Annotated in this window: 17 protein-coding genes; 6 read left to right on the top strand and 11 right to left on the bottom strand. The window is 65.6% G+C overall.

The window, feature by feature from the left end:
• Positions 1–64 precede the first annotated feature (64 nt).
• The 4 genes from Q0629_RS05135 to Q0629_RS05120 form a co-directional block, all read right to left on the bottom strand.
• A complete protein-coding gene (locus Q0629_RS05135) occupies positions 65–571 on the bottom strand; it encodes an endonuclease (protein WP_298779785.1) in 507 nt (168 codons plus the stop codon).
• Entirely contained in the window at positions 535–1413 is an 879-nt protein-coding gene (locus Q0629_RS05130; RefSeq protein WP_298779783.1) for a lysophospholipid acyltransferase family protein, read from the bottom strand. Before Q0629_RS05130 ends, Q0629_RS05135 begins: the two co-directional genes overlap by 37 nt.
• Positions 1414–1424: 11 nt before the next feature.
• Complete coding sequence (gene mce / locus Q0629_RS05125; RefSeq protein ID WP_298779781.1) at positions 1425–1832, bottom strand: methylmalonyl-CoA epimerase; 408 nt, start codon at positions 1830–1832, stop codon at positions 1425–1427.
• 120 nt (positions 1833–1952) lie between these two features.
• Positions 1953–2642 (bottom strand): lysozyme inhibitor LprI family protein, encoded by a 690-nt coding sequence (locus Q0629_RS05120; protein ID WP_298779779.1) that lies wholly within the window; start codon positions 2640–2642, stop codon positions 1953–1955.
• A 369-nt stretch (positions 2643–3011) separates the two neighbouring features.
• Between Q0629_RS05120 and Q0629_RS05115 the strand changes: the two genes are divergently transcribed.
• The 3 genes from Q0629_RS05115 to Q0629_RS05105 all read left to right on the top strand — a co-directional run bounded on the left by Q0629_RS05115 (position 3012) and on the right by Q0629_RS05105 (position 5711).
• Positions 3012–4031, top strand: coding sequence for a hypothetical protein (locus tag Q0629_RS05115; protein WP_298779777.1), 1020 nt, complete (start codon positions 3012–3014; stop codon positions 4029–4031).
• A 453-nt stretch (positions 4032–4484) separates the two neighbouring features.
• Positions 4485–4874 (top strand): hypothetical protein, encoded by a 390-nt coding sequence (locus tag Q0629_RS05110; protein WP_298779775.1) that lies wholly within the window; start codon positions 4485–4487, stop codon positions 4872–4874.
• A 9-nt stretch (positions 4875–4883) separates the two neighbouring features.
• A complete protein-coding gene (locus Q0629_RS05105; RefSeq protein WP_298779773.1) occupies positions 4884–5711 on the top strand; it encodes an A24 family peptidase in 828 nt (275 codons plus the stop codon).
• Between the two features lie 165 nt (positions 5712–5876).
• On the opposite strand, the gene pssA is transcribed toward Q0629_RS05105, so the two are convergent.
• From pssA to gyrA, 3 genes are read right to left on the bottom strand one after another with little or no spacing between them, the layout of a single operon-like run.
• Positions 5877–6635 (bottom strand): CDP-diacylglycerol--serine O-phosphatidyltransferase, encoded by a 759-nt coding sequence (gene pssA, locus Q0629_RS05100; RefSeq protein WP_298779771.1) that lies wholly within the window; start codon positions 6633–6635, stop codon positions 5877–5879.
• Complete coding sequence (locus Q0629_RS05095; RefSeq protein ID WP_298779769.1) at positions 6632–7252, bottom strand: phosphatidylserine decarboxylase family protein; 621 nt, start codon at positions 7250–7252, stop codon at positions 6632–6634. The genes pssA and Q0629_RS05095 overlap by 4 nt, the downstream gene beginning before the upstream one ends.
• Before the next feature lie 10 nt (positions 7253–7262).
• Positions 7263–9788: a DNA gyrase subunit A gene (gene gyrA, locus Q0629_RS05090; RefSeq protein ID WP_298779767.1), complete on the bottom strand. Its 2526-nt coding sequence runs from the start codon at positions 9786–9788 to the stop codon at positions 7263–7265.
• A gap of 362 nt (positions 9789–10150) precedes the next feature.
• Between gyrA and Q0629_RS05085 the strand changes: the two genes are divergently transcribed.
• A complete protein-coding gene (locus Q0629_RS05085; RefSeq protein WP_298779765.1) occupies positions 10151–11185 on the top strand; it encodes a serine hydrolase domain-containing protein in 1035 nt (344 codons plus the stop codon).
• A gap of 52 nt (positions 11186–11237) precedes the next feature.
• On the opposite strand, the gene Q0629_RS05080 is transcribed toward Q0629_RS05085, so the two are convergent.
• The 3 genes from Q0629_RS05080 to Q0629_RS05070 form a co-directional block, all read right to left on the bottom strand.
• Positions 11238–11603, bottom strand: coding sequence for a helix-turn-helix transcriptional regulator (locus tag Q0629_RS05080; protein WP_298779762.1), 366 nt, complete (start codon positions 11601–11603; stop codon positions 11238–11240).
• A 292-nt stretch (positions 11604–11895) separates the two neighbouring features.
• Positions 11896–13482 (bottom strand): helix-turn-helix transcriptional regulator, encoded by a 1587-nt coding sequence (locus Q0629_RS05075; protein WP_298779759.1) that lies wholly within the window; start codon positions 13480–13482, stop codon positions 11896–11898.
• The gene (locus Q0629_RS05070) at positions 13454–14851 is read right to left on the bottom strand and encodes an extracellular solute-binding protein (RefSeq protein ID WP_298779756.1); all 1398 of its coding nucleotides are present in this window, start codon (positions 14849–14851) and stop codon (positions 13454–13456) included. Before Q0629_RS05070 ends, Q0629_RS05075 begins: the two co-directional genes overlap by 29 nt.
• 133 nt (positions 14852–14984) lie before the next feature.
• On the opposite strand from Q0629_RS05070, the gene Q0629_RS05065 reads away from it, so the two are divergent.
• Entirely contained in the window at positions 14985–15998 is a 1014-nt protein-coding gene (locus tag Q0629_RS05065) for a cache domain-containing protein (RefSeq protein ID WP_298779754.1), read from the top strand.
• Between the two features lie 78 nt (positions 15999–16076).
• Here Q0629_RS05065 and Q0629_RS05060 read toward each other — a convergent pair whose 3' ends face one another.
• A complete protein-coding gene (locus Q0629_RS05060) occupies positions 16077–16322 on the bottom strand; it encodes a hypothetical protein (RefSeq protein ID WP_298779751.1) in 246 nt (81 codons plus the stop codon).
• 304 nt (positions 16323–16626) lie between these two features.
• On the opposite strand from Q0629_RS05060, the gene Q0629_RS05055 reads away from it, so the two are divergent.
• Positions 16627–19056, top strand: coding sequence for a DUF3160 domain-containing protein (locus Q0629_RS05055; RefSeq protein ID WP_298779750.1), 2430 nt, complete (start codon positions 16627–16629; stop codon positions 19054–19056).
• The last annotated feature ends 132 nt before the right edge of the window (positions 19057–19188 follow it).

Genomic DNA, 19188 nt, shown 5'->3' with positions numbered 1-19188 from the left:
ACTCCCTTCAAAACTGCCCCCTGCGCGCAAAGGGCTGTCCCGCGTGTTCTTTAAAGTCCCCAGTTTACGCTGGGGACGGAATTGCCGCTGTTGCATCCACTCCGCGCAGGGCAATCGCCCACGCCGCCAGGTCGTCCAGCGGCCGCGGAGGCACCCTCATCGAACGCGGCAGAAAAAGCTGCCAGGGACGTGGACGGTGCAGCTTCCAGTAGAGCTTCCTCGCCTCCAGGGTGGTTCCCCGCTCGTCCACGCAGACGATCCTGCAGGGCAGGGAAGTCTCTTTAAGCGCCCTCATCAGGACATCGCTGTAAGTACCATCCCCAAGGACGACAGCCGACAGAGCTCGGCGCGTCCCCTCCTCCAGGCGCTCCTGCAGCCAAGGTGAAAAGGCGTCCGCCGAACAGCTTCCGCGTGCAACCCTCCTCAGAAACGCCCCCGACTCTTTCGCCGGGAAGACCCCCGAGAACAGGAGCTCCTTCGTCGGGGCCATCGCCGCAAAGCCGATCTTGTCGCGTCCCGGGTCCAGCCCCAAGATCAGCGCATCGTGGATTCCCATCGGTCCAAAAGCCACAGCCACTGATCGGGGTAGGTGAGGACCCACTCCTCTAAAACATTATGACACATCCGCAGGGACTTTTCCATATTGAATCCGAACGAATTTCCATCTTCATCCACTTCGTCGCTCAGGACCTCTTGAAAGACGACGCGGTGGTGAATCCCGTCCGGGGCGCGCACGCAGAGGACGGGGACGACGGGGGCGCCGAACCGGCGAAAGAGCTTCACGATCCCCTCGTGGGCACTGGCTGGCATTCCTAAAAACGGCACCACCACCCCATCGGCGCGGGCGTCGAGGTCCTGAAGAATACAGACGATGCCGTTCTGGCCAAGGGCGCGGAAGACCCCCCGCAGGCCTCCGCCCTCGCTGGGGATCATCGTCATGCCGGCGGCGCGGGTCCGCCGGCGCTGGATCAGGTCGTTCAAGCCGCCGCGGTTGCGCTGGGGCGTGTAGATGGGGACCAGCGGGTACCCGGCCTGGACCACGCGAGCCCCCGCCATCTCCCAGTTCCCCATGTGGGCGACCATGAGAAGGGCTCCATGGCCCCGCGCCAGGGCGCGGTCCAGGTTCTCGGTGCCCTCGATCGCCACGAGCTCCTGGAGCCTGGGCTTGATGCGGTCCAGCCGCACGAACTCCGCCGCAGACCGGCCGAGGTTGACAAAAGAACGACGGACGATCCCCCGCGCAAGCGTCACGCCCACTCCCAGGGCCTGGACGCAGCGCCGCTCGCAACGGTCGACCTTCTTCCAGCTCAGGAGCCACAAGAGGTGCCCCAGCAGGCCGCCGAAGGCCACGGCCACGCGGTGGGGAAGGGCCTTGATAAAGGCGATGAGAAGCCCCACCGCGCGCTCTTCCAACAGGCCGCCCCCTACGCCTGACGCTGGCAGAGCTCCAGCAGGACGCCGCCCGTCGCCGCCGGATGGATGAAAGCGATCAGCGCGCCGCCCGCTCCCCTGCGGGGCTTCTCGTCGATCAGGCGCACGCCCTTCGCCTTCAGCTCAGCCAGCGCAGCCTCCAGGTCGTCCACGCGCAGCGCCATGTGGTGCATCCCCTCACCCTTCTTGGCGATGAACTTCGCCACGGGGCTGTCCTCCGCCGTCGGCTCCAGAAGCTCCACCTCGGAGTCCTTCAAGGGCAGGAAGGCCGTCTTCACCTTCTGCTCCGCCACCTCCTCGACGCCATGGCACGAAACCCCAAGCGTCCCCTCCCAGAACTCAAGCGCCGCGTCGATGCTCTTCACGGCGACGCCAATGTGATCGATGATCGTCGGTTTCATTACGAGTCCCCCCTTAAAAATAAAAGACAAATCTCTATGCGTTATTTTAAGGCCAACCCCTCATCCGGCGCAAGAGAAGAAGCTGCGCCCAACTCCACGCGCCCTCTCCTCGTGCTCAGGCTACTTTTTCGCCTTCTGGCGCACGTAGGTTCCGTCCAAAACAACCCCCATACCACACCAGCCACTCCTCTTGAACTCGGCCGAGGTGGTCACCGTCGCCGTGTCACCCTTGAAGGTCACGGTCATCCGGGCCTCCTCGGCCTGGGGATCGACGAACTCCGCAACTCCATCCTCCAAGCGCCCCCTGCCGGACAGCTCGCCCACGTTCGCGTTTTCCGGAGAGATCACTCTAACGGCTTCGATCTTCGCCTCAAGATCGGGAAGGGAGCGATTGTAGACCTTGAGCCATCCGTCCTCGCCGCCCTTCCCCTTGCGGACGTAAAATCCCTGCACCCCGGAGGGGTTGCCCATCAGGAAAGCCTCTTCCGCGGTTGTCTGGATCGTCCCCTTCCGTAGTTCCGTGACCAGGGCATAGGCCTTCGGGGCCGGCATCCCGTCCGCTATGAGCTCCTTCGCCTCTTTGTCCCGGCCTTTGGCGACCCACGCATCCTGCTCCTTCTTCAGCGCCTCGAACGCGGCCTTCGGCATGATCTTCTTCGCCTCGCTCCAGGCCTGGTTCAGCGCCTTGTCGGCCGCAGCGAAACCGGGGTCCTTCAGCATCTCCTGATACTCCGCGCCGGTCAGGGCCGACGCGGCCCCCGACAAAAGCAGAACGGCGCACAACACAGCCAGAATTCTTCTCGTTTTCATCGCAGTTCCTCCTGTCTCAAGCTCAGTCGACTCTCCCAGAAGAGAGCTTCGCCATCGTCACGCTGCCGCTTTCCATCCCCCAACCAGGCGCCAGTCACCAAACGGCGCCACAGACTTGATAAAGGCCACAGGCATCCCTCCTCGCTTTCCGGAGCAAATTTCAGCGCTCGGCCCGAACATCCCCACACGCTACCAGCTTACGCTATCCGGCCCTTGTGCGCCACCCCCACGCCGGGTAGTTTTTCGGGTAGTTTTTGCCGGGCCAGCCACGCGGCACGCTGCGCGCTTGCCCTGTAGTCTAACCCCCGCTTTCTCCTCCACACCTTTGCTATAATGGTGTTGAGGACGGGGAGAGGAGGACGATTCGGGATGACCGTCAACACACCTTACGACGACGTGTTTCGGACTCTGCTGAACGACTGCTCCAGCCTCATCATCCCCGTCGTCAACGAGATTTTTCACGAGTCCTACTCCGGGCAGGAAGCCGTCGTGTTCTACCCCAACGAGCACTTCATCAACGCTCAGGATGGGCAGGAACAGGAGCGCGTCACGGACTCCTGTTTCACCATTCGCAAAGAGGGGCAGAAGCCCAGACGGTACCACATCGAGTGCCAGAGCACCGCTGACAACACCATGCTGATCCGGATGTTCGAGTACGACTCGCAGATCGCTCTGGACGCGGGAGAGATCGAGAACAATGTACTGACGGTGCGGTTCCCCCACTCGGCGGTCCTGTACCTCAGACACCGCGCCTCCACGCCGGACGTCATGACCATCCGCATCGAGCTGCCCGGTAAAAAGTCCGCCGACTACAACATACCCGTGTTGAAGGCCCAGCGCTACACCGCGGACGATATCTTCGCCAAGGGGCTGCTGTTCCTCATACCCTTTCGCATCTTCGCCCACGAGGGCCGTTTCGCGGAGTACGAGAGGGATGATGCCGCCTTGAGGGGCTTGATGTCCGAGTACGAGGAGATCAAGAACCGTCTTGCGGCGCTGAGCGAGGCCGGAAGGTTGACGGAGTACGTGCGACACACGCTTGAGGAGATGTCCGGCAAGGTACTGGAACACATCGCCGAAGGCAGCGACAGAGTCAGGGAAGGAGTGAAATCCATCATGGGAGGACGGGTTCTGGAGTACGAGGCGAAGACAATTCTGAACGAGGGCATCGCATTAGGCCGGAACGAGGGCTTAAACGAAGGGTTCGTTTTGGGTCGAAACGCGGGGCGGAACGAAGGTCGGGACGAGGGTTTGAATGAAGGACGGAACGAGGGCATCGCCTCTACCGCGCGGCGGATGCTGACGTTGGGGTTCACGCTGGAGCAGGTCGCCCTGGCGACGGGCCTGTCCATGGACGAAATTGTGGCGCTGCGGGACCGGCTGAATTAAGGCTCCCTTTGAATACGAAAGGCTACGAGAGGCGCTCGGCCCCCGGACACCGGAAGCCGCGCGCTTTGTTCCAAACCCTACCCAGTTCGTCACAAGATCATTTTTTTCAAAACGTCTCCTCCAAATTCTCTCGGGAACGGATATCCAGCTTTTTGGAAGACCGCTTTCAGGTGGAAATTTACAAGGAAGCGCTGAAGGATAGCCTTATAAGTAGTGCTTGCTCAATGCCACGACTATACCCTTATGGCGACAGGACGAAAGCGCCCGCTCGCCTGCGAATCCCAAGGCGGCGACCCATCATCAGGACCGCATGGGACGAGGCCGCGACACGCAAAGAACCCCGCAGGATGTTGTACAATAAGGGAGGTAATGCCGCTTGGGGATTTTTTCGTTAACACAATCGGGCGGGCGGAGCTTCGTCCCCGGCGCCCGTCAACGCAGGAGGTAACGGACATGGCTTTGATAACGTGCAGACTGTGCCGCAAGATATTCACCGCAGCGGGCGGAAGGGTATGCCCCGAGTGCCAGAAGCGCCTCGACGACCTCTACCTCGACGTCCGCAACTACCTGAGGGACAACCCGAAGGTGGCCTTTAACGTCGAAACTCTGGCCGACGCTCTGGGCGCGGACATCCGCGACGTGCAGGGGCTGGTGGACCTGGGCTACCTGGAGCGCGACATGCCGCGCGGCGGCGAGCTGCAGGAGAACGACAGCCGGCAGAAGCTGGCGAAGGAGTTCGAGCAATCCCTGACCCAGATGCGGGCGGCCGCGGCGGCTGCGGCTCAGCGCAAGCCCGTTTCCTACGGTCAGGAGCTGTACAGCGATAAGGGCAGGAAGAAGTAGAGCCTGACCATGTCGGAGGAGTCTGCGCTTCCATTCTTCGTCGCGCTGGCCGCAGTGCTGGGGGCTTGTATGGGCTCTTTCCTGAACGTCGTGGCGCACCGCAGCATCGAGGGGCGCCCTTGGTGGGGGAAGGAGCGCTCGAGCTGCGAGGCCTGCGGACACGTCCTCACTCCCTGCGAGCTGATCCCGATCCTCTCCTGGTTCCTCCAGAGAGGACGCTGCCGATCCTGCGGTGCGTCGCTCTCCCCGCGCTATCTGCTGGTGGAGCTCATCGGAGCGGCCGGGGCCGCCGGGGCCGCCTGGCGGTGGGGCCCTTCCTGGGCCGGCGTCCTCGTCCTGTTCGCGTTCTTCAGCCTCCTTCTGAACGCGCTGACCGACTTCGAGTCCGGCGACGTGTTCGACGCCTTCGCCATCGCCCCCGGCGTGGCGGGAATGCTCCTTCGCTGCGCAGGTGGGCGCGAGGCGCTGCTGGACGGGCTGGCGGGAGTGGCCGTTGGGTGGGGAGTCTTTGCCGTCATCATCCTGGTTACCGTCCTCATCCTCTCCCGCGAGGGCATGGGCTGGGGCGACGCCTTCTTCATGGGCGGCATGGGGGCCGTCATGGGGTGGAAGCTCACCCTCCTGGCCTTCTACCTCGGCATCATGGTCGGAGGGCTCGGCATCGTCCTCCTGATGCTGATGGGCCGCGTGCGGTGGGGACGGGGGGACGCCGTCCCGCTGGTCCCCTACCTGGCGGTGGGGTGCTACCTGACGCTCCTCTGGGGACCGCAGATACTGAGCTTCATCGGCCAGCGCTTCCCCAACCCGGCGGCGTTCCTCCCCTCCTGGCCGTTCTGACCTGAGAAGGGCGTGAGCGCGCCGGTGCTGCAATAGGATACGCCTAGAAAAAGGGGCGTCCCGATGGACGCCCCTTTTTTTAACTGATTCAATATCTCACCCTAAACGAAGGAAAAGCCCTGAACGAACGACCCTCCGTGTTACGTCCTTCTCGCGTCGCCTCTGTTAGTGGGCCTCGTGAGAGCGCGGCTCCTCGTCCCGAGCCTCGGGACGCAAAAGCCAGCGTCCCCAGTCGAAGTGAAGGAGCCCGCTCAGGATGTAGGCAAAGAAGAGGAAGAGCGGGGCCGCGTTCCTGAGGAACGCGAAGGAGAGGACCAGGAGCGAGAAGAGCACAAGGCACTTCCTCCGATCCGCGCTGCGCTTCGTCAGCTTCTTGAGGTTGGCGTAGGGGATGCTGGAGATCATGAGGAAGCCCGTCAGCGCCAGGACCGCCGCCATCACCCCTGCGGGCAGGTCCGTACCCGCCAGCACGAAGGAGGAGGCAAAGAGCCCTCCCGCCGGCGCGGGCAGCCCCTGGAAGGGGCCGGGGACGTGAACCACGTTGAACCGCGCGAGCCGCAGCGCGGTGCACAGCGCGAAGAAGCAGGCCGCGACCGCCCCCAGAAGGCCGCCAAAGCCCCGGAGGGACGTCTGAAAGATCAGGATGGAGGGCGCGACGCCAAAACTGACCAGATCGGCCAGGCTGTCGAACTCAAGCCCGAACTGGGAGCCGCCGCCCAGCATGCGGGCCACCTTGCCGTCCATGCCGTCGAAGATCACGGCGAAGAAGACCAGCCACGCCGCCGGGACGAACCGCCCCTGCGTCGTCAACATCAGCGAGAACACCCCACACAGCAGGTTTCCGCTGGTGACCATATTGGGCGCGATCTGCCGAAATTCCAGCGGCTTGCGCGCAGAACCCCGTTTTCTCCTGAAGAAACTCATCGTTCCACCTCTCCTATACGGGAGACCCCGGCATACACCTTATCTCCGATCTTAACTGTTAATCTTACCTCGCGGGGAAGGTAGATGTCAACTCTGGACCCCAGGCGAATCATCCCATAGCGCTGCCCCGCCTCCAGGGCGTCGCCCAGCTTCAGGCGGCAGACGATGCGTCGCGCAAGCAGCCCTGCGATCTGCACCATCATGACTGGGCCGCGGGCCGTCGAGAGGCCGACGAAGTTGCGCTCGTTGACCTCGGAGGCCTTCGCGGCGAAGGCGGCGACCTTCTTTCCCGGAACGTAGTCCAGGAAAGCCACCCGCCCCGCGCAGGGGGCTCGATTCACGTGGACGCTGAAGACGTTCATGAAGATCCCCACCCGGACGGCGGGCCCTGTGAAGGGGTGCTCGACCTCCAGGACCTCCACGACGCGCCCGTCCGCCGGGGAGAAAAAGGCGTTTTCCCGGTCTGGCGTGCTGCGGTCCGGGTCCCGGAAGAACCAAAGGACGAAGAGCGCAAACGCCCCCATCACCGCCCCCAGGGCGAAGGAGAAAGGGGCGGCAAGTGCCGTCAGCAGAACGGAGGCCGCGATCGTGAAGAACCCATCTTTGGCAAACCTCATGGCAAACTCCTTACGCCAGGTCAGGGGCTTCAAAGGGCAGGCTGCCCGCCTCGCTGCCGTCCGGCTCGTCGGACCGGAGCGCGTCCGCGCGCACGATGCTGCAGTCCGCCACCAGGTCCCCCTCGTCGAGGCGAACCGTAATGTCCCCCGTAGCGGCACGGCTGAGCAGCCGTATCTCCTGGACCGCTACCCGGATCATGCGCCCGCGGACGGTGACGGCGAGCATCTCGTCCTGCTCGTGCACCGCGTGGCAGGCCACGAGGCGCCCCGTCTTCTCCGATATCTTCATCGCCAGCATCCCACCCGTGGCCCGGTGGTGCGGCGTGAACTCGTCAAACCGCGTGCGCTTCCCCACTCCCCGCTCGCTCAACAGCATGACGTCCTCATCGTCACCCACCACGTCGCAGCTGATGATGTGGTCGTCCCCCGCAAGGTTCATGGCGCGGACGCCCCTTGCGCTGCGGCCCATGGGCCGGAACTCCTCCTCCGGGACGCGCAGGGCCTTCGCCCCTGCCGTCATCAGCAGGAGATCGTCCTTGCCACGGGTCAGGCGCACCTGGGCGATCTCGTCCCCCTCGTCCAGGGTGATGACGCGGCGGGGCCGGTTGGAGTCCATGAGCTCGGCAAAGGGGACGCGTTTCGCGATGGCGCACCGCGTGAGGAAGAAGGCGTACCGCCACTTCTCCCCTCCCGTTTCCTCGCTGGCCAGCGTCACCACCGTTTCCCCGTCCTCCAGAGGCAGGAGGGAGGCAATCTGCCGGCCCTTCCCGCCCGATCGGGTTTCCGGGATGGCGAAGCCCCTCAGCGACATGACCCTGCCCCGGTTCGTAAAGAAGTAGATGTCGCGGTGGGTGTGGGTGACGCAGACCAGGGCGGCGCTGTCGTCCTCTCGCACCGCCGCTCCCTTGCGCCCCTTGCCGCCGCGCCCCTGCAGCGCGTAGGACTCGAGGTCCTGACGCCTCAGCAGGCCGTCCTTCGAGAGGACCACGACGATGTCGCTCTCCGGGATCAATTGCTCGTCCGGCGTCTCCAGGTAACTGTCCAGGATCTCCGTCCTCCGCTCGTCCCCGAAGCGCTTCCCCAGGTCCGCCAGCTCGTCCCGGATCACCCCGTCCAACGTCCGGGGGTCCCCCAGAATCCTCTCGTAGGACGCGATGTCCGCCTGAAGCTGGCGCATCTCCTCCTCCAGCTTCTCGCGCTGCAAGCCCGTGAGGCGGCGCAGGCGCATGTCCAAAATCGCCTGAGCCTGGAGCTGGGAGAAGCCGAACCGGTCGATCAGTCCCTGCTCCGCCACGTCGTCGTTCGCGGCCTCCCGGATGAGGCGGATCACCTCGTCGATCCGGTCCACCGCCCTCAAGAGCCCCTCGACGATGTGGGCCCGCGCCGAGGCCTTGTTCAGCCGGAACTGGGTCCTGCGGCGCACCACGTCGCGCCGGTAGCTCAGGAAGAGCCCCAGGATGCTCGCCAGGGGCAGGAGCCTGGGGGTCTGTCGGTCCAGGGCCAGATTGATGACGCCGAACGTCGTCTGGAGCTGCGTGCGCTTGTAGAGCTGGCGCATCACGAGGTCCGGGTTGGCGTCCCGGTTCAGCTCCAGGACGATCCGCATCCCCTCCCGGTTCGACTCGTCGCGGATGTCCTGAATCCCGTCGACGACCTTGTCCTGGGCCGCCTTCACCATCGTTTCGATCAGCGTGGTCTTGTTCACTGCGTAGGGGATCTCGGTGACGATGACGTTCACCTTGCCGCGCCTGCCGTCCTCCACGTGCATCCGGCCGCGGACGATGACCTTGCCGCGACCCGTCCTGTAGGCGTCGTAGATGCCCTGCCGTCCCAATATCTGGCCTCCCGTGGGGAAGTCTGGCCCCGGCAGCCGCTCCATGAGGTCCGCCAAGCTGGCCTCCTCCGGATTGATCCCCTCCTTGAGGAGCCAACAGAGGACATCCGTCACCTCCCGCAGGTTGTGAGGCGGGATGTTCGTCGCCATGCCGACGGCGATGCCCGTGCTCCCGTTTACCAGAAGGTTGGGCAGGACGGAGGGAAGGGAGAGGGGCTCCTTGAGGGACTCGTCGAAGTTCGGCCCCCACTCCACGGTGTCCTCGTCGATGTCCGCCAGCATCAGCTCGCCCAGCTCGTGAAGCCGGGCCTCCGTGTAGCGCATGGCTGCGGCCCGGTCCCCGTCCACGGACCCAAAGTTGCCCTGTCCGTCCACCAGGCAGTACCGCAGGCTCCAGTCCTGCGCCAGGCGCACCATGGTGTCGTAGATGGAGCTGTCGCCATGGGGATGGTACTTACCCATCGTTTCTCCGACGATGCGGGCGGACTTTTTATAGGCGGAATTGTGGCGGAGCCCCAACTCGGACATCGCGTAGAGCACCCTGCGCTGCACCGGCTTCAGCCCGTCGCGCACGTCCGGCAGGGCTCGGCCGACGATGACGCTCATCGCGTAGTTGAGGTAGCTGTCCTTGATCTCCCCCACCAATGGCAGGGGAAGGATCCGTTCCCCTGCCAGCGGCCCCTCGATCTTCTCTTCCGACATAAAATCAATGACCTCCCAAAAGCTCTCCAGCACAGCCCGGAACGTCGGGCCGACGCACGGCTCGCTCATACGTTCACGATAGCCTTACGGTCTATTTTAACACGAGGAACGGATAAAAAACGGCATTGGACGCCATTCATGCCATTCTTGCGCAAAAACGCCGCGCCGCTTCTGCTAAAATACAGAACGTGGCCGATGGCGTCAACGAAGGGGCCTGACGGGCGTCGAGGGGCCTCTCGACGCTGCGGGAGGGCGCGCCCAAGAGTTCTGCATGGCCTGTCGGGTCCGCCTGAGCGCAGGCGGACCGCTACCAAAGGGCTTGTTCGCGTCAAATTCGTATGAAATGGGGGTTTCTCTCAAAAATGAAGGATATGAAGCAGGACGTTCGCGCTCTTCTCGAGTCTTACAGGGCGCGCGGAAGCTTCACCAAGGCCGTCTGCGCCGTTTCGAAAAACGGCAAAACGGTCCTTGAGCTCTCCATGGGCTGTGGCCCGGAAACGTTCTTTGACCTGGGCTCCGTCACCGAGCTCTACACCACGACGGCCATCCTGCACCAGGAAGCGCTGGCCCGCCTTGCCCTGGAGGAGCGGCTCGATAAGCTTCTGCCCTTCGCCCCCCTGGGCCCCGCCACGCGCTCGCGCTTTGAGCGGCTCACCGTCCGGGACCTTCTCGCCCACGCTTCGGGCATCCCGGCCTGGTACCCCTTCTACGCCCGGCAGGGAAGCTTCTGGGACGTCCTGGAGCACGTCCTGTCCGTGGAGCCCGCCGCCCAGGGGCCCCTCCACAGCGACATCAACTTTATGATCCTGGGGGAGGTCGTCCGCGCTAAATGTGCGGGCCTCAAGGAGTCCTTGACGGACCTCAACGCGGCGATCGGCGCCTCATCGACCTATGGACCGGTGGATGCGGGCATCTGCGCCGAAACGGAGAATGGGAACCGGGCTGAGGCGCAGCGGTGTGCCGACATGGGGCTCCCCTTCGAGGGCTTCCGCCCCACGGACCGCCCCATCGTCGGCACGGCCAATGACGGCAACGCCTTCTACTTCTTCAAGGGCGTGGCAGGGCACGCCGGCATCTTCGCCTCCGCCCGTGCCCTGCTGAAGCTGGGACGCATCTACCTGGACGGCGGCTCCGCCGGCGACAAGGAGTGGCTTCGGCACAAGGCCGTGGAGGAGTCCTTCAGAGACCACGGCGGCGGCTGGGGCCTGGGCTGGAGCCTATCCGACGTCTTTCCGAAGGGCGTGGGGAACGCGAGCCTCTCCGGCCCCTCCCTCTGGCTCGTCCCGGACCTGGGGATCGCAGCGGCGCTGCTCGTCAACCCTCTGACGGCGGACCCCATTCCGGACCTGTCGGACCTGCGCCGCGAGCTGCACGCCATGCTGCTGCAGTCCCTGTAGCGGGGCGTGCGACCCAAGTGTGTGGGGGTTCAGCGCATCCTCACACAGAATATCAAATCAGGGCCGCCGGCTGAAGGCCCCGCCTGGCGCGGAACTCCGCCAGGTTGACGATCTTTGCGGGCCGCCGCAGCCATCCCTTGCGCTCCGCCTCCGAGGTCAGAGCCGCAAGAAGGCCAGGGATCTCCCGACGGGTCCTGATCCCCAGTTTTCGGTTTATGTTTCGAATGTGGTATTTCAACGTGTTTTCCGTGATGAAGATCGCCGAACAGATCTCTTTGGCGCTCTTCGACTCCGCCAGCATGACCGCCACGCGACGCTCCTGCCGCGTCAGGTCCATCCCCTCGAAGTACGCCGTCAACGCCATCAGAAGAAGGTCGTCACGGCTCCAGCTCATCAGATCCCTCTTGAACGCCGTCATGTAGAAACAGCCTCCTCTCGATCTTCCGGCCGCCCCTTCCGCAGGGACCGCCCATCCGAGGACGCCGGGCCCCCGCGCCCTCAAAACTTCAACATGGCAGAAGGATACCGCGAAGTCAGGGCACGCGTCATCACCCCCCCGCAGGATTTGCGGCGAGAGCTCCAAAGAGGACAGCAGGTCAATAATTGAACGAAAATTCAGTGTTAAAGAGGGTTGATCTTCGACTCACCCCAAAGGATGAGCCGAAAAATCTAGGTCTCAAGGCTCTGTCGCAGTGCACCTCAAGGCTGGGTCAGGCGGTTGGGGTCGGCGGTCCGGTCCGCCGGCGCGCCTTCAGGATGCCAATGTACAGGGTGAGGAGCTCGCGTTGGGAGGAAACGCCCATCTTGGCGAAGATGTTTCGGTTGTGGGTCTTCACCGTGTTGGGGCTGATGTTGAGGGCGGACGCCACGTCCCCCGCGGAACAGCCCTGAAGGCAGAGGTCGAAGACGGCGCGCTCCGCGGGGGAAAGGGTCGCCGCGCGCTCGTTGAAGGTTCGTTCCTCTGCACCCATCACTCCGGCCGTCCTCCGGGCGTCGTCCGGATGGGCGTTCAAGAGCTCGGCGAGTTCGTCTAACTCCTGAGCGTTCGCCGTCGTCGGGCCGTCCGAGCCCCAACCCGACAGGACGGGGCGCAGGTACAGCCGGCTGAGGCAGAGCGAGAGGAGGACCCCCACCCCCGCCGCGATGGCGAAGGGCAGGGCCAGCCGGAGGGCTCGGGCGCGGCTCGCCGCATCGTAGCTCTCCTTCGGCACCAGGAGGGCAAAGGCAAAGTCCCTGGCGCCCTCCGGCAGGTTCGTAGGCTGCACCCTCAAGATCCGATGGGCCCCCACCAGGCCGCTGCCGTCCTCGGCCTGATACACCGTCAGCCCCTCCCGGCTCGCCGTGCGGAGGATCTTTCCCACCCCCGCGCCACCCGGCCCCTCATCGACGAAGTAACGCCACGACACGAGGCCTCCGGACAGGTCCAGCCCCGTCTCGTCTATAGGGACCAGTGCACAAAAGGCGCCCTCGTAGATGTTGGAGGCGGGGACGTTGGTCCTTTTGAAGTACAGGTCCGTGAGGTCGAAGCCGCAGACGCCGAACGCGTTCCCCTGGGAATCGACGAGGGGCGCTGCACACAGCATGGCGCGCCGCGCCGTGCCCCGGACGGACGCCGCCGGGAACCACAGGCAGACGTGTTCCGCTTCCTCCGGGGTTTCCTCCGCCCGCGATTGGGGAAGGGAGAAGTAGTCCGCGCCCTGGACGTCGAACTCCATGCCCCACTCCTTCTCCATGGCGAATCCGCGGTCCAGGGCGATCCCCGCGGGGCCCCGCAGCAGCTGGTATTGAAGGGCGGACCCGTTGACGAAGTCCGGGGCCCAGTTGACGAGGTAGAGCCCCGATCGGGAGGTCACGGCCTCCTGAAGGCGCAGGCTGGCCGTGGCGTTCAGGATCATGAAGGCCCCCGTGGCGCGGGAGCGCTGCAGCGAGAGCATCAGGAGGTCGAACTGCGACGCCAGAAGCGGTTCCAGCAGCTCCGGCCGGCGCATCAGCCCGTCCGGAGAGAGGTCCTTAGCGGACAGAAACTGCTCCGCGCCCCGCGAGATCATCCGGCTGAGCTGCAGGGTCATGGCCGAGAGCTCCCCCAGCCGGCGCTCCGTTCCGGCGGCCAGGCGGTTCAGCTCGTTGTCGAAGGCCAGGCGTCCCCGCCGATCCCTCAGGCTGACGCCTCCCGTCAGGAGGAGGGCCATAAAGACGACAGCAGCCACCGTCAACGCGCTCGCGGCGAAGAAGGCGTAGAGCTTCAGCCGCAGCACGCGCCTGAGGGCATCACCGGGTCCGGTCGAGGAACTGTTCATAGGCCCCTCTCGACGCCATGTTCCAGGCGTCCTCCTCGCTCATCCCGGCGTCCAGGGCGTCCCGATAGCGCTGGCGGGACTCCGACGCGACGTCCCACAGGGCCCGCTCGTAGCGGATCTCGAGCTCCCCGTAGTTCGGCAGGGGGCTCTGGGGGACGAAGGCGTACTCGCGCTGCATGACCCCGATCGTCTTGATGTAGCTCTTCCATATCCCGCAGGCGCCCTCGCGCCACTCCGCCTCGGCTCGCTCCGCCGCCTGTCGCGTCACGGGGAGGTAGCCCGTGCCGTAGACGTAGCGGAGGTTCTCGTCCGGGGACGTCAGCCACTTCAAGAACAGGACGGCCGCAGCCTCCCGATCGGGCGTGCTGCGCAGGAGCGTGAAGCCTCCGGATCGGAGAATGGCGGCCTTCTTCCCTCCCTCCAGCACGGGGAAGGGCAGGATGTCGAAGCTCACGGGCTCCGAGGTGTTGTCCCGGTAGGTCACCCGATCGGGCACGAAGGTAATACCCGCCGTAGCGCTGGTCCAGCACAGGAGCAGCCCCGTCTTGGCCAGGTCCGTTCCGTAGCCCTTGTAGATGGCCGAGTAACCCCGCACCCTCGGCTCAAAGAGCAACTGAAACACGCGCCGATAGGTCGGCGACTCGGTGTTGAGTCCTTCGTCCGTGAAGGGGGCCTCTCCCATTTGGGCGAAGGCAGCCTGTAGCAGGTTGAATGGGTTGTCCACCATGAAGAACATCGCCCCGTCGCGCTGGACGTTCGGCGTCTTGTCGTCCGTCCAACGGTAGTAGCGCTCGGCCGCGTGGAACAGCCCTTCGAGGGTCCCCAGCTCCGACAGCTGTACGCCCGTGTCCTGCGCGAAACGGTTCCAGAGCGTGCGATTCAGGATCAGGCCCTCCGACCCGCGGCCGATGGGGAAGGAGTAGAGCTTTCCGTCGTGGATGCGCCCCGCCTCGATGAAGGAAGGAACGTATCGGGCCAGCTCCTCCTGAGAGAAGTAGTCGTCAAAGGGGACCACCCGTCCCTTCTCGATCAGGGGCAGGACGGACTTGGGATAGGCCACGACGATGTCCGGAGGCTCCGGGGCTCCCGGCGCGTCCTCTGCGATGGACGTCAGGTTCTCGTGGATGATCTCAGCCTTGGCGATGTTCGTGACGAGGATGGCGACGCCGTGCTTCCGCCCCGTCGATCGGTTGAAGCGGTCCACGGCCACGGTCAGCGCGTCCTCCACGTGCCCCGTGGGGTTGTGCCATATCGTGAGCACGATGGGGTCGCGTCCAGTGCTCCGCCAGCACAGGAAGCCCAAGGCCAGAGCCGCCGCAGCGCAAAGGGCCGCTATAGCCAGGCCGCCGCGAGAACGAAACAGGACCACGAGCAAACACCTCCCTCTGCGTCCGCCGACAGGAGGACGATGGTTTATTATACAACGTCCGGCGGCGGTGCATCGGGTGTAGAATTAAAAGAGGTTCGTGCCCGTCAGGCACGGGGAAGGGAGATTCGCACCGATGGAGAAACGCGGCCTTTTCGTCCGCAGAGTCCTTTGTCTTCTTTGTCTTGCAGCCGCGGCAGGGGTCCTGGGCTACCGCGCGGTCCTGCGCTTCGCCCCGGACAAGCTGCGCGAGGAGGTCCGCTCCGAGATCGAGACCCTCCTGAACTCCATCCAGATGGAAACGCTGAGGACGGGCGTCCTGCTCAAAAAGGCGGCGCTTGAGGCGGGACGATGCGGCGCTGCCGGCGACGCCCTCGCCTGCAAGTCCCTTCCGGCCCGCTACCTCACGTCCTACGACGTAGTCGGCAGCCTGGGCCTCCGCCTGCCGGCCGAGGCCTTTGCGGACGGAAGGCCCCTCGCGGAGTACGCCCTTCGGGAGGCGGGGGACGTTTCGACGATCGACGGCTTCCCGGACGACGCCGAAGCCGTTCCGGAGGACACTGAGGCGGTCCTGTGGCGGCCGTTCCGGATTCATCCTCTGACGCGGACCCCCTCGGTCTCCGCCGTCTACCCCGTGTGGGCGAGGGGTCAAACGTGGCGGGGCTTCGTGACCTGCGACATGGACGTGTTCGAGCTCCAGAAGCTCGTCGTGGCCCGGGCCCTCCCTGACTCCCTGACGGCCGACGTCCTGGACTCGCAGGGCGTCGTGCTGGCGAGCTCCCGGCCATCGGCCCTGATGCGCCCCGCGGTCCGTGACGCCGGGCCGGACTTCGTCCGAACGATCCGGACCGTCCTCTCGACGGCCTCCGGGGACCTCGACTACGAGGACGGGGGAGAGCGGTGCCGCCTCCTCTTCGACACCATGCCCGAAACGGGCTGGAAGGTCTGCATCAGGTCGCGGACCCGCGACGTCTACAAGAACGTGACGTGGTTCCTGGAGAACAACGTTCGGGTCTACTCCTGCTGCGGCTCCCACACCCTGAGGCGCACTCCGCAGCAGCCGGTGACCAATTCCCCCTCCCCCGAACAAAAGGCGTCGGGGGACAAGCCACGACGCCTCCGGCGCTTCGACCTGAAGCTTTCCCAGTGAGCGCGGCGGCCGCGGGGACCAAAAAATTTGACCGGGTGCCGATGGCCCTGCAGGCCGCTTTAGTCCTCATCGCTACAGCTACTCGGAAAACCTCTCGAAGAGATCGTCCAGCTCCGGGCAGTGGTCCATGTCCACGCAGCCGGAGACCCCGTCCGCGCTGACGAACCTCTCGACCTCCACGGACCCGTCCTCCATGAATTCGACCTCCCAGCGCTCCCCCGGAACAGCGATCTCCGCCATCACCGCCTCCTCCCGAACCTTGTTGAGCCGGTAATAAATTTTTTCCTCCTCAAGCCGGTTGAGGAACCTCAAAAACTGTTCCATCGCCTATTGCCCCTCCTGTCCCTTCCAGAAATTTAAAAGCCCCGGCACGGGACCGCCCCGGTCCGTGCCCCGTGTGCCTCATGGAAGCACGGAGCCGGCTGTCCGGAGAAGGGCCATCCCACCGATTTTTTTCAAAGGGGCCGCTCGCTTGGATCGCGCCCCTGCCGCGCCCTGGCAAAACCTTCAAGTTTACGAAAGTTTACGATAGAATAAGGGACAAAAGGCCGTAACTCGAAGGATCGGTCTTCCGAAAGGGCAACCGTTCCACAAAGCTTCCGGCGGATAAAACCGAGGTGTTGAAACGGTGAAACATCCTAATTTGTGTCTGAACCTTGCGATCGGCGCGGCCCTCGCGGTCCTGACGGCCCTCCCCCCTGCCCCCGCGGAGGGGGCCCGGCGCTACGTCGCCTCGGGGCGCATCGTCCCCGTCTTCGAGCGGCTGGAGGGCGCGGTCCCGGCGCCCGACGCAGGCTGGGCGGAGGTCCGCGGCAACGCGGGCGCTCTGGTCATGGCCTACGGCGACGTCGTTGACGCGGACCCGTCGGAGCGCGCGGACTGGCTGGCCCTCCGGCGGGGACCGGACGGACGGGAAACGTCGGGCTTCGTGGAGCGGAGGCTCATGGTCCCCATGCCGGACTACGAGCCCTTTCCCGCCCAGTCCTGGCAGGCCCGTCGGGACGTGTCCGCCCTCTTCCTCCTGCCTGGAGCCCTCCCCCTCTCCGCCTACGACGGGCTTCGGATGCCCCGCGGAACCGTGGCCTCGATCTCCGGCCGCGCGGCGGACTCGGAGGGCCGGGCCTGGCTGCTCTGCGTCTTTGAAACGGACCGGTCCGGAGTGGGGCCGGTCGCGGGGTCGGACCGCCGCTGCGCTTGGGCGCCGGAGGAGGCCCTGACCTCCCTGGCCGCCACATCCCCCGACCTGACGCAGGTGGCCCCTGAGGCCCTTCCTCCGGGCCTCAGCCGCGACGAGCGCAAGTTCCTGACCCACAGCGGCTTCTACGTCGATCCCGACCCGATCCTGGGGCCCGACGGAGGCGGGGCCGCAGCCCCCCGGAGGGCGCGCTTCATCACGGCCGACATGGCACTCTGTGCCTTCCGCCTCTCCGCAGGCCGCGCGGTGCAGAGGGTCGAGGAGCGGGCGCTCCTGCCCCTGCTCCACGACTTCCTGAGGTCCCTCGCGGACGCCGCCCGGCGCCTGCCCGATGACCTCTCCGCCTCGGAGCCGGGCCGGACGGCCGCAGCCAACGTCAAGGACTTCATCGCCCTGGCCGCGTACCTCGCCACGGGCGGCGTGACGGAGGTCCCGCCGGAGGTCACGGACCTGGCCTGGGGCACGATGCTGGGCACGGGGGGCCTCAATCGCAACCCCTTCACGGAGCTTTCCCAGGACTTCGCCGCCTTCGCCCCGCGGGGGCGCTACCTGCTGAACAACCAGATGAAGGCCTGGTTCCGCACCTCACGCCTGCTGGAAACGGCCTGGCCCACCGACACGGAGACGGGAGCCGCTGCCATCCTCATCCTGAACCGCCTCATGAGGACGAGGGACGTGCAGGCGCGCTGGCGCGCCCTCGTCGCGCCCCTCCAATACCTGCGGGGGACCTTGGCTCCAGCGGACGGCGTCGCCGCGGCCCTGGAGCCCTTCACGCTGGCGGACCTCAAGGCCCCGGACCGCGTGAAGGCCCTGATGTCGGCCCTCGCGGAGCTCGACCAGAGGGACGGCGGCCTCGGGCGCAGGTTCGCCCTCCTGTCCGTTCGCCCCTCCTTCGAGGCGCGGGCGTTCGGGCTCCCCGTCGCACCCCCGGAGGCCGCAGCCGAGGAGCCAACTCCGCTGCCGGACCCGCTGGAGGTCATGGCGGCGCTGGGGTCCCAGCCGGCGCGGGATGAGCTCTCGCTGTTCGCGGGGAGCCGGGGCAGCGACCAGGCCCTGCGGGCTGCAGCGGACCTGTGGGCGGGGTACGCGGCGGGCAGGGAGGAGGACAGCCTCCGAACGGACGCCCTGAGGTGCCTCAGCACCTACCTAGCGCCCGCTCCGGCGGGGAAGGGCCCGGCTCAGTACTTCGCGACGCAGCCGGCCTGGGGTTACAAGAGGCTCGTCACGGCGGAGGCCGCGCTGACGGAGCTGGGGAGCTCGGCGGAGGCGCCCGCAGGCCAGGACGTTTCCACAGGGCGCGACCCCGAAGGAACCTGGCGTCCGGGCCCCTTCGCCCAGCCCCTCCCCAGGGGATACCTCGAGCCCGCGCCAGCCCTCTACAGCGCCCTGGCGGAGGCCGCGGACCGACTGGCGGCCTTCGCGGCCCCCCTCCTGGGAGGCAATCTGGACCCTGGCGTCCGGGGCCTGACGGACTTCGCCAGCGAGATGCGCCGCCTCGCCGGCATCGCGCAGCGCGCCATCGACGACGCCATGACCTACGACGACTTCTACCGCATCCAGCACCTTCGCCTGCCCGCAGAGGGACCCTCCGCGGTCGTCCTGGCGGAGGTCGCCGCGTCCTCCGCAGTCGGGCAGGCCATCTACGTCGGCACGGGCGCGCCGCGGAGGCTCCTCGTCTACGTCAACGACCGATCGGGGGGAAGCCGCGTCACGGAGGGGCGCACGCTCTCCTTCTATGCCTTCACGCGACCCCTGGGAGCCGGGATGACCGAGGGAGAGTGGCAGGCCCTGGTTCGGGACGGCGGACGGCAGGACGAGCTGAAGCAGTGCCTCCCCTACTGGGCGGGCCGGCTGTACGAATGACCGCCTTAAAGCGGTGAAATTGACGGCGGCGGAACGGCCTGCCTCAGGTTATAATCGGAGCCGGGCCGGAGGGTTCCGGCCGCATTCGACCATTTGTTTATCTTGGAGGGATGTACGAGATGAAAGGAAAAT

It is taken from the genome of uncultured Fretibacterium sp. (assembly GCF_938030725.1).
Taxonomy (GTDB): domain Bacteria; phylum Synergistota; class Synergistia; order Synergistales; family Aminobacteriaceae; genus Fretibacterium.
This window is presented reverse-complemented; position numbering and strand designations above follow the sequence as displayed.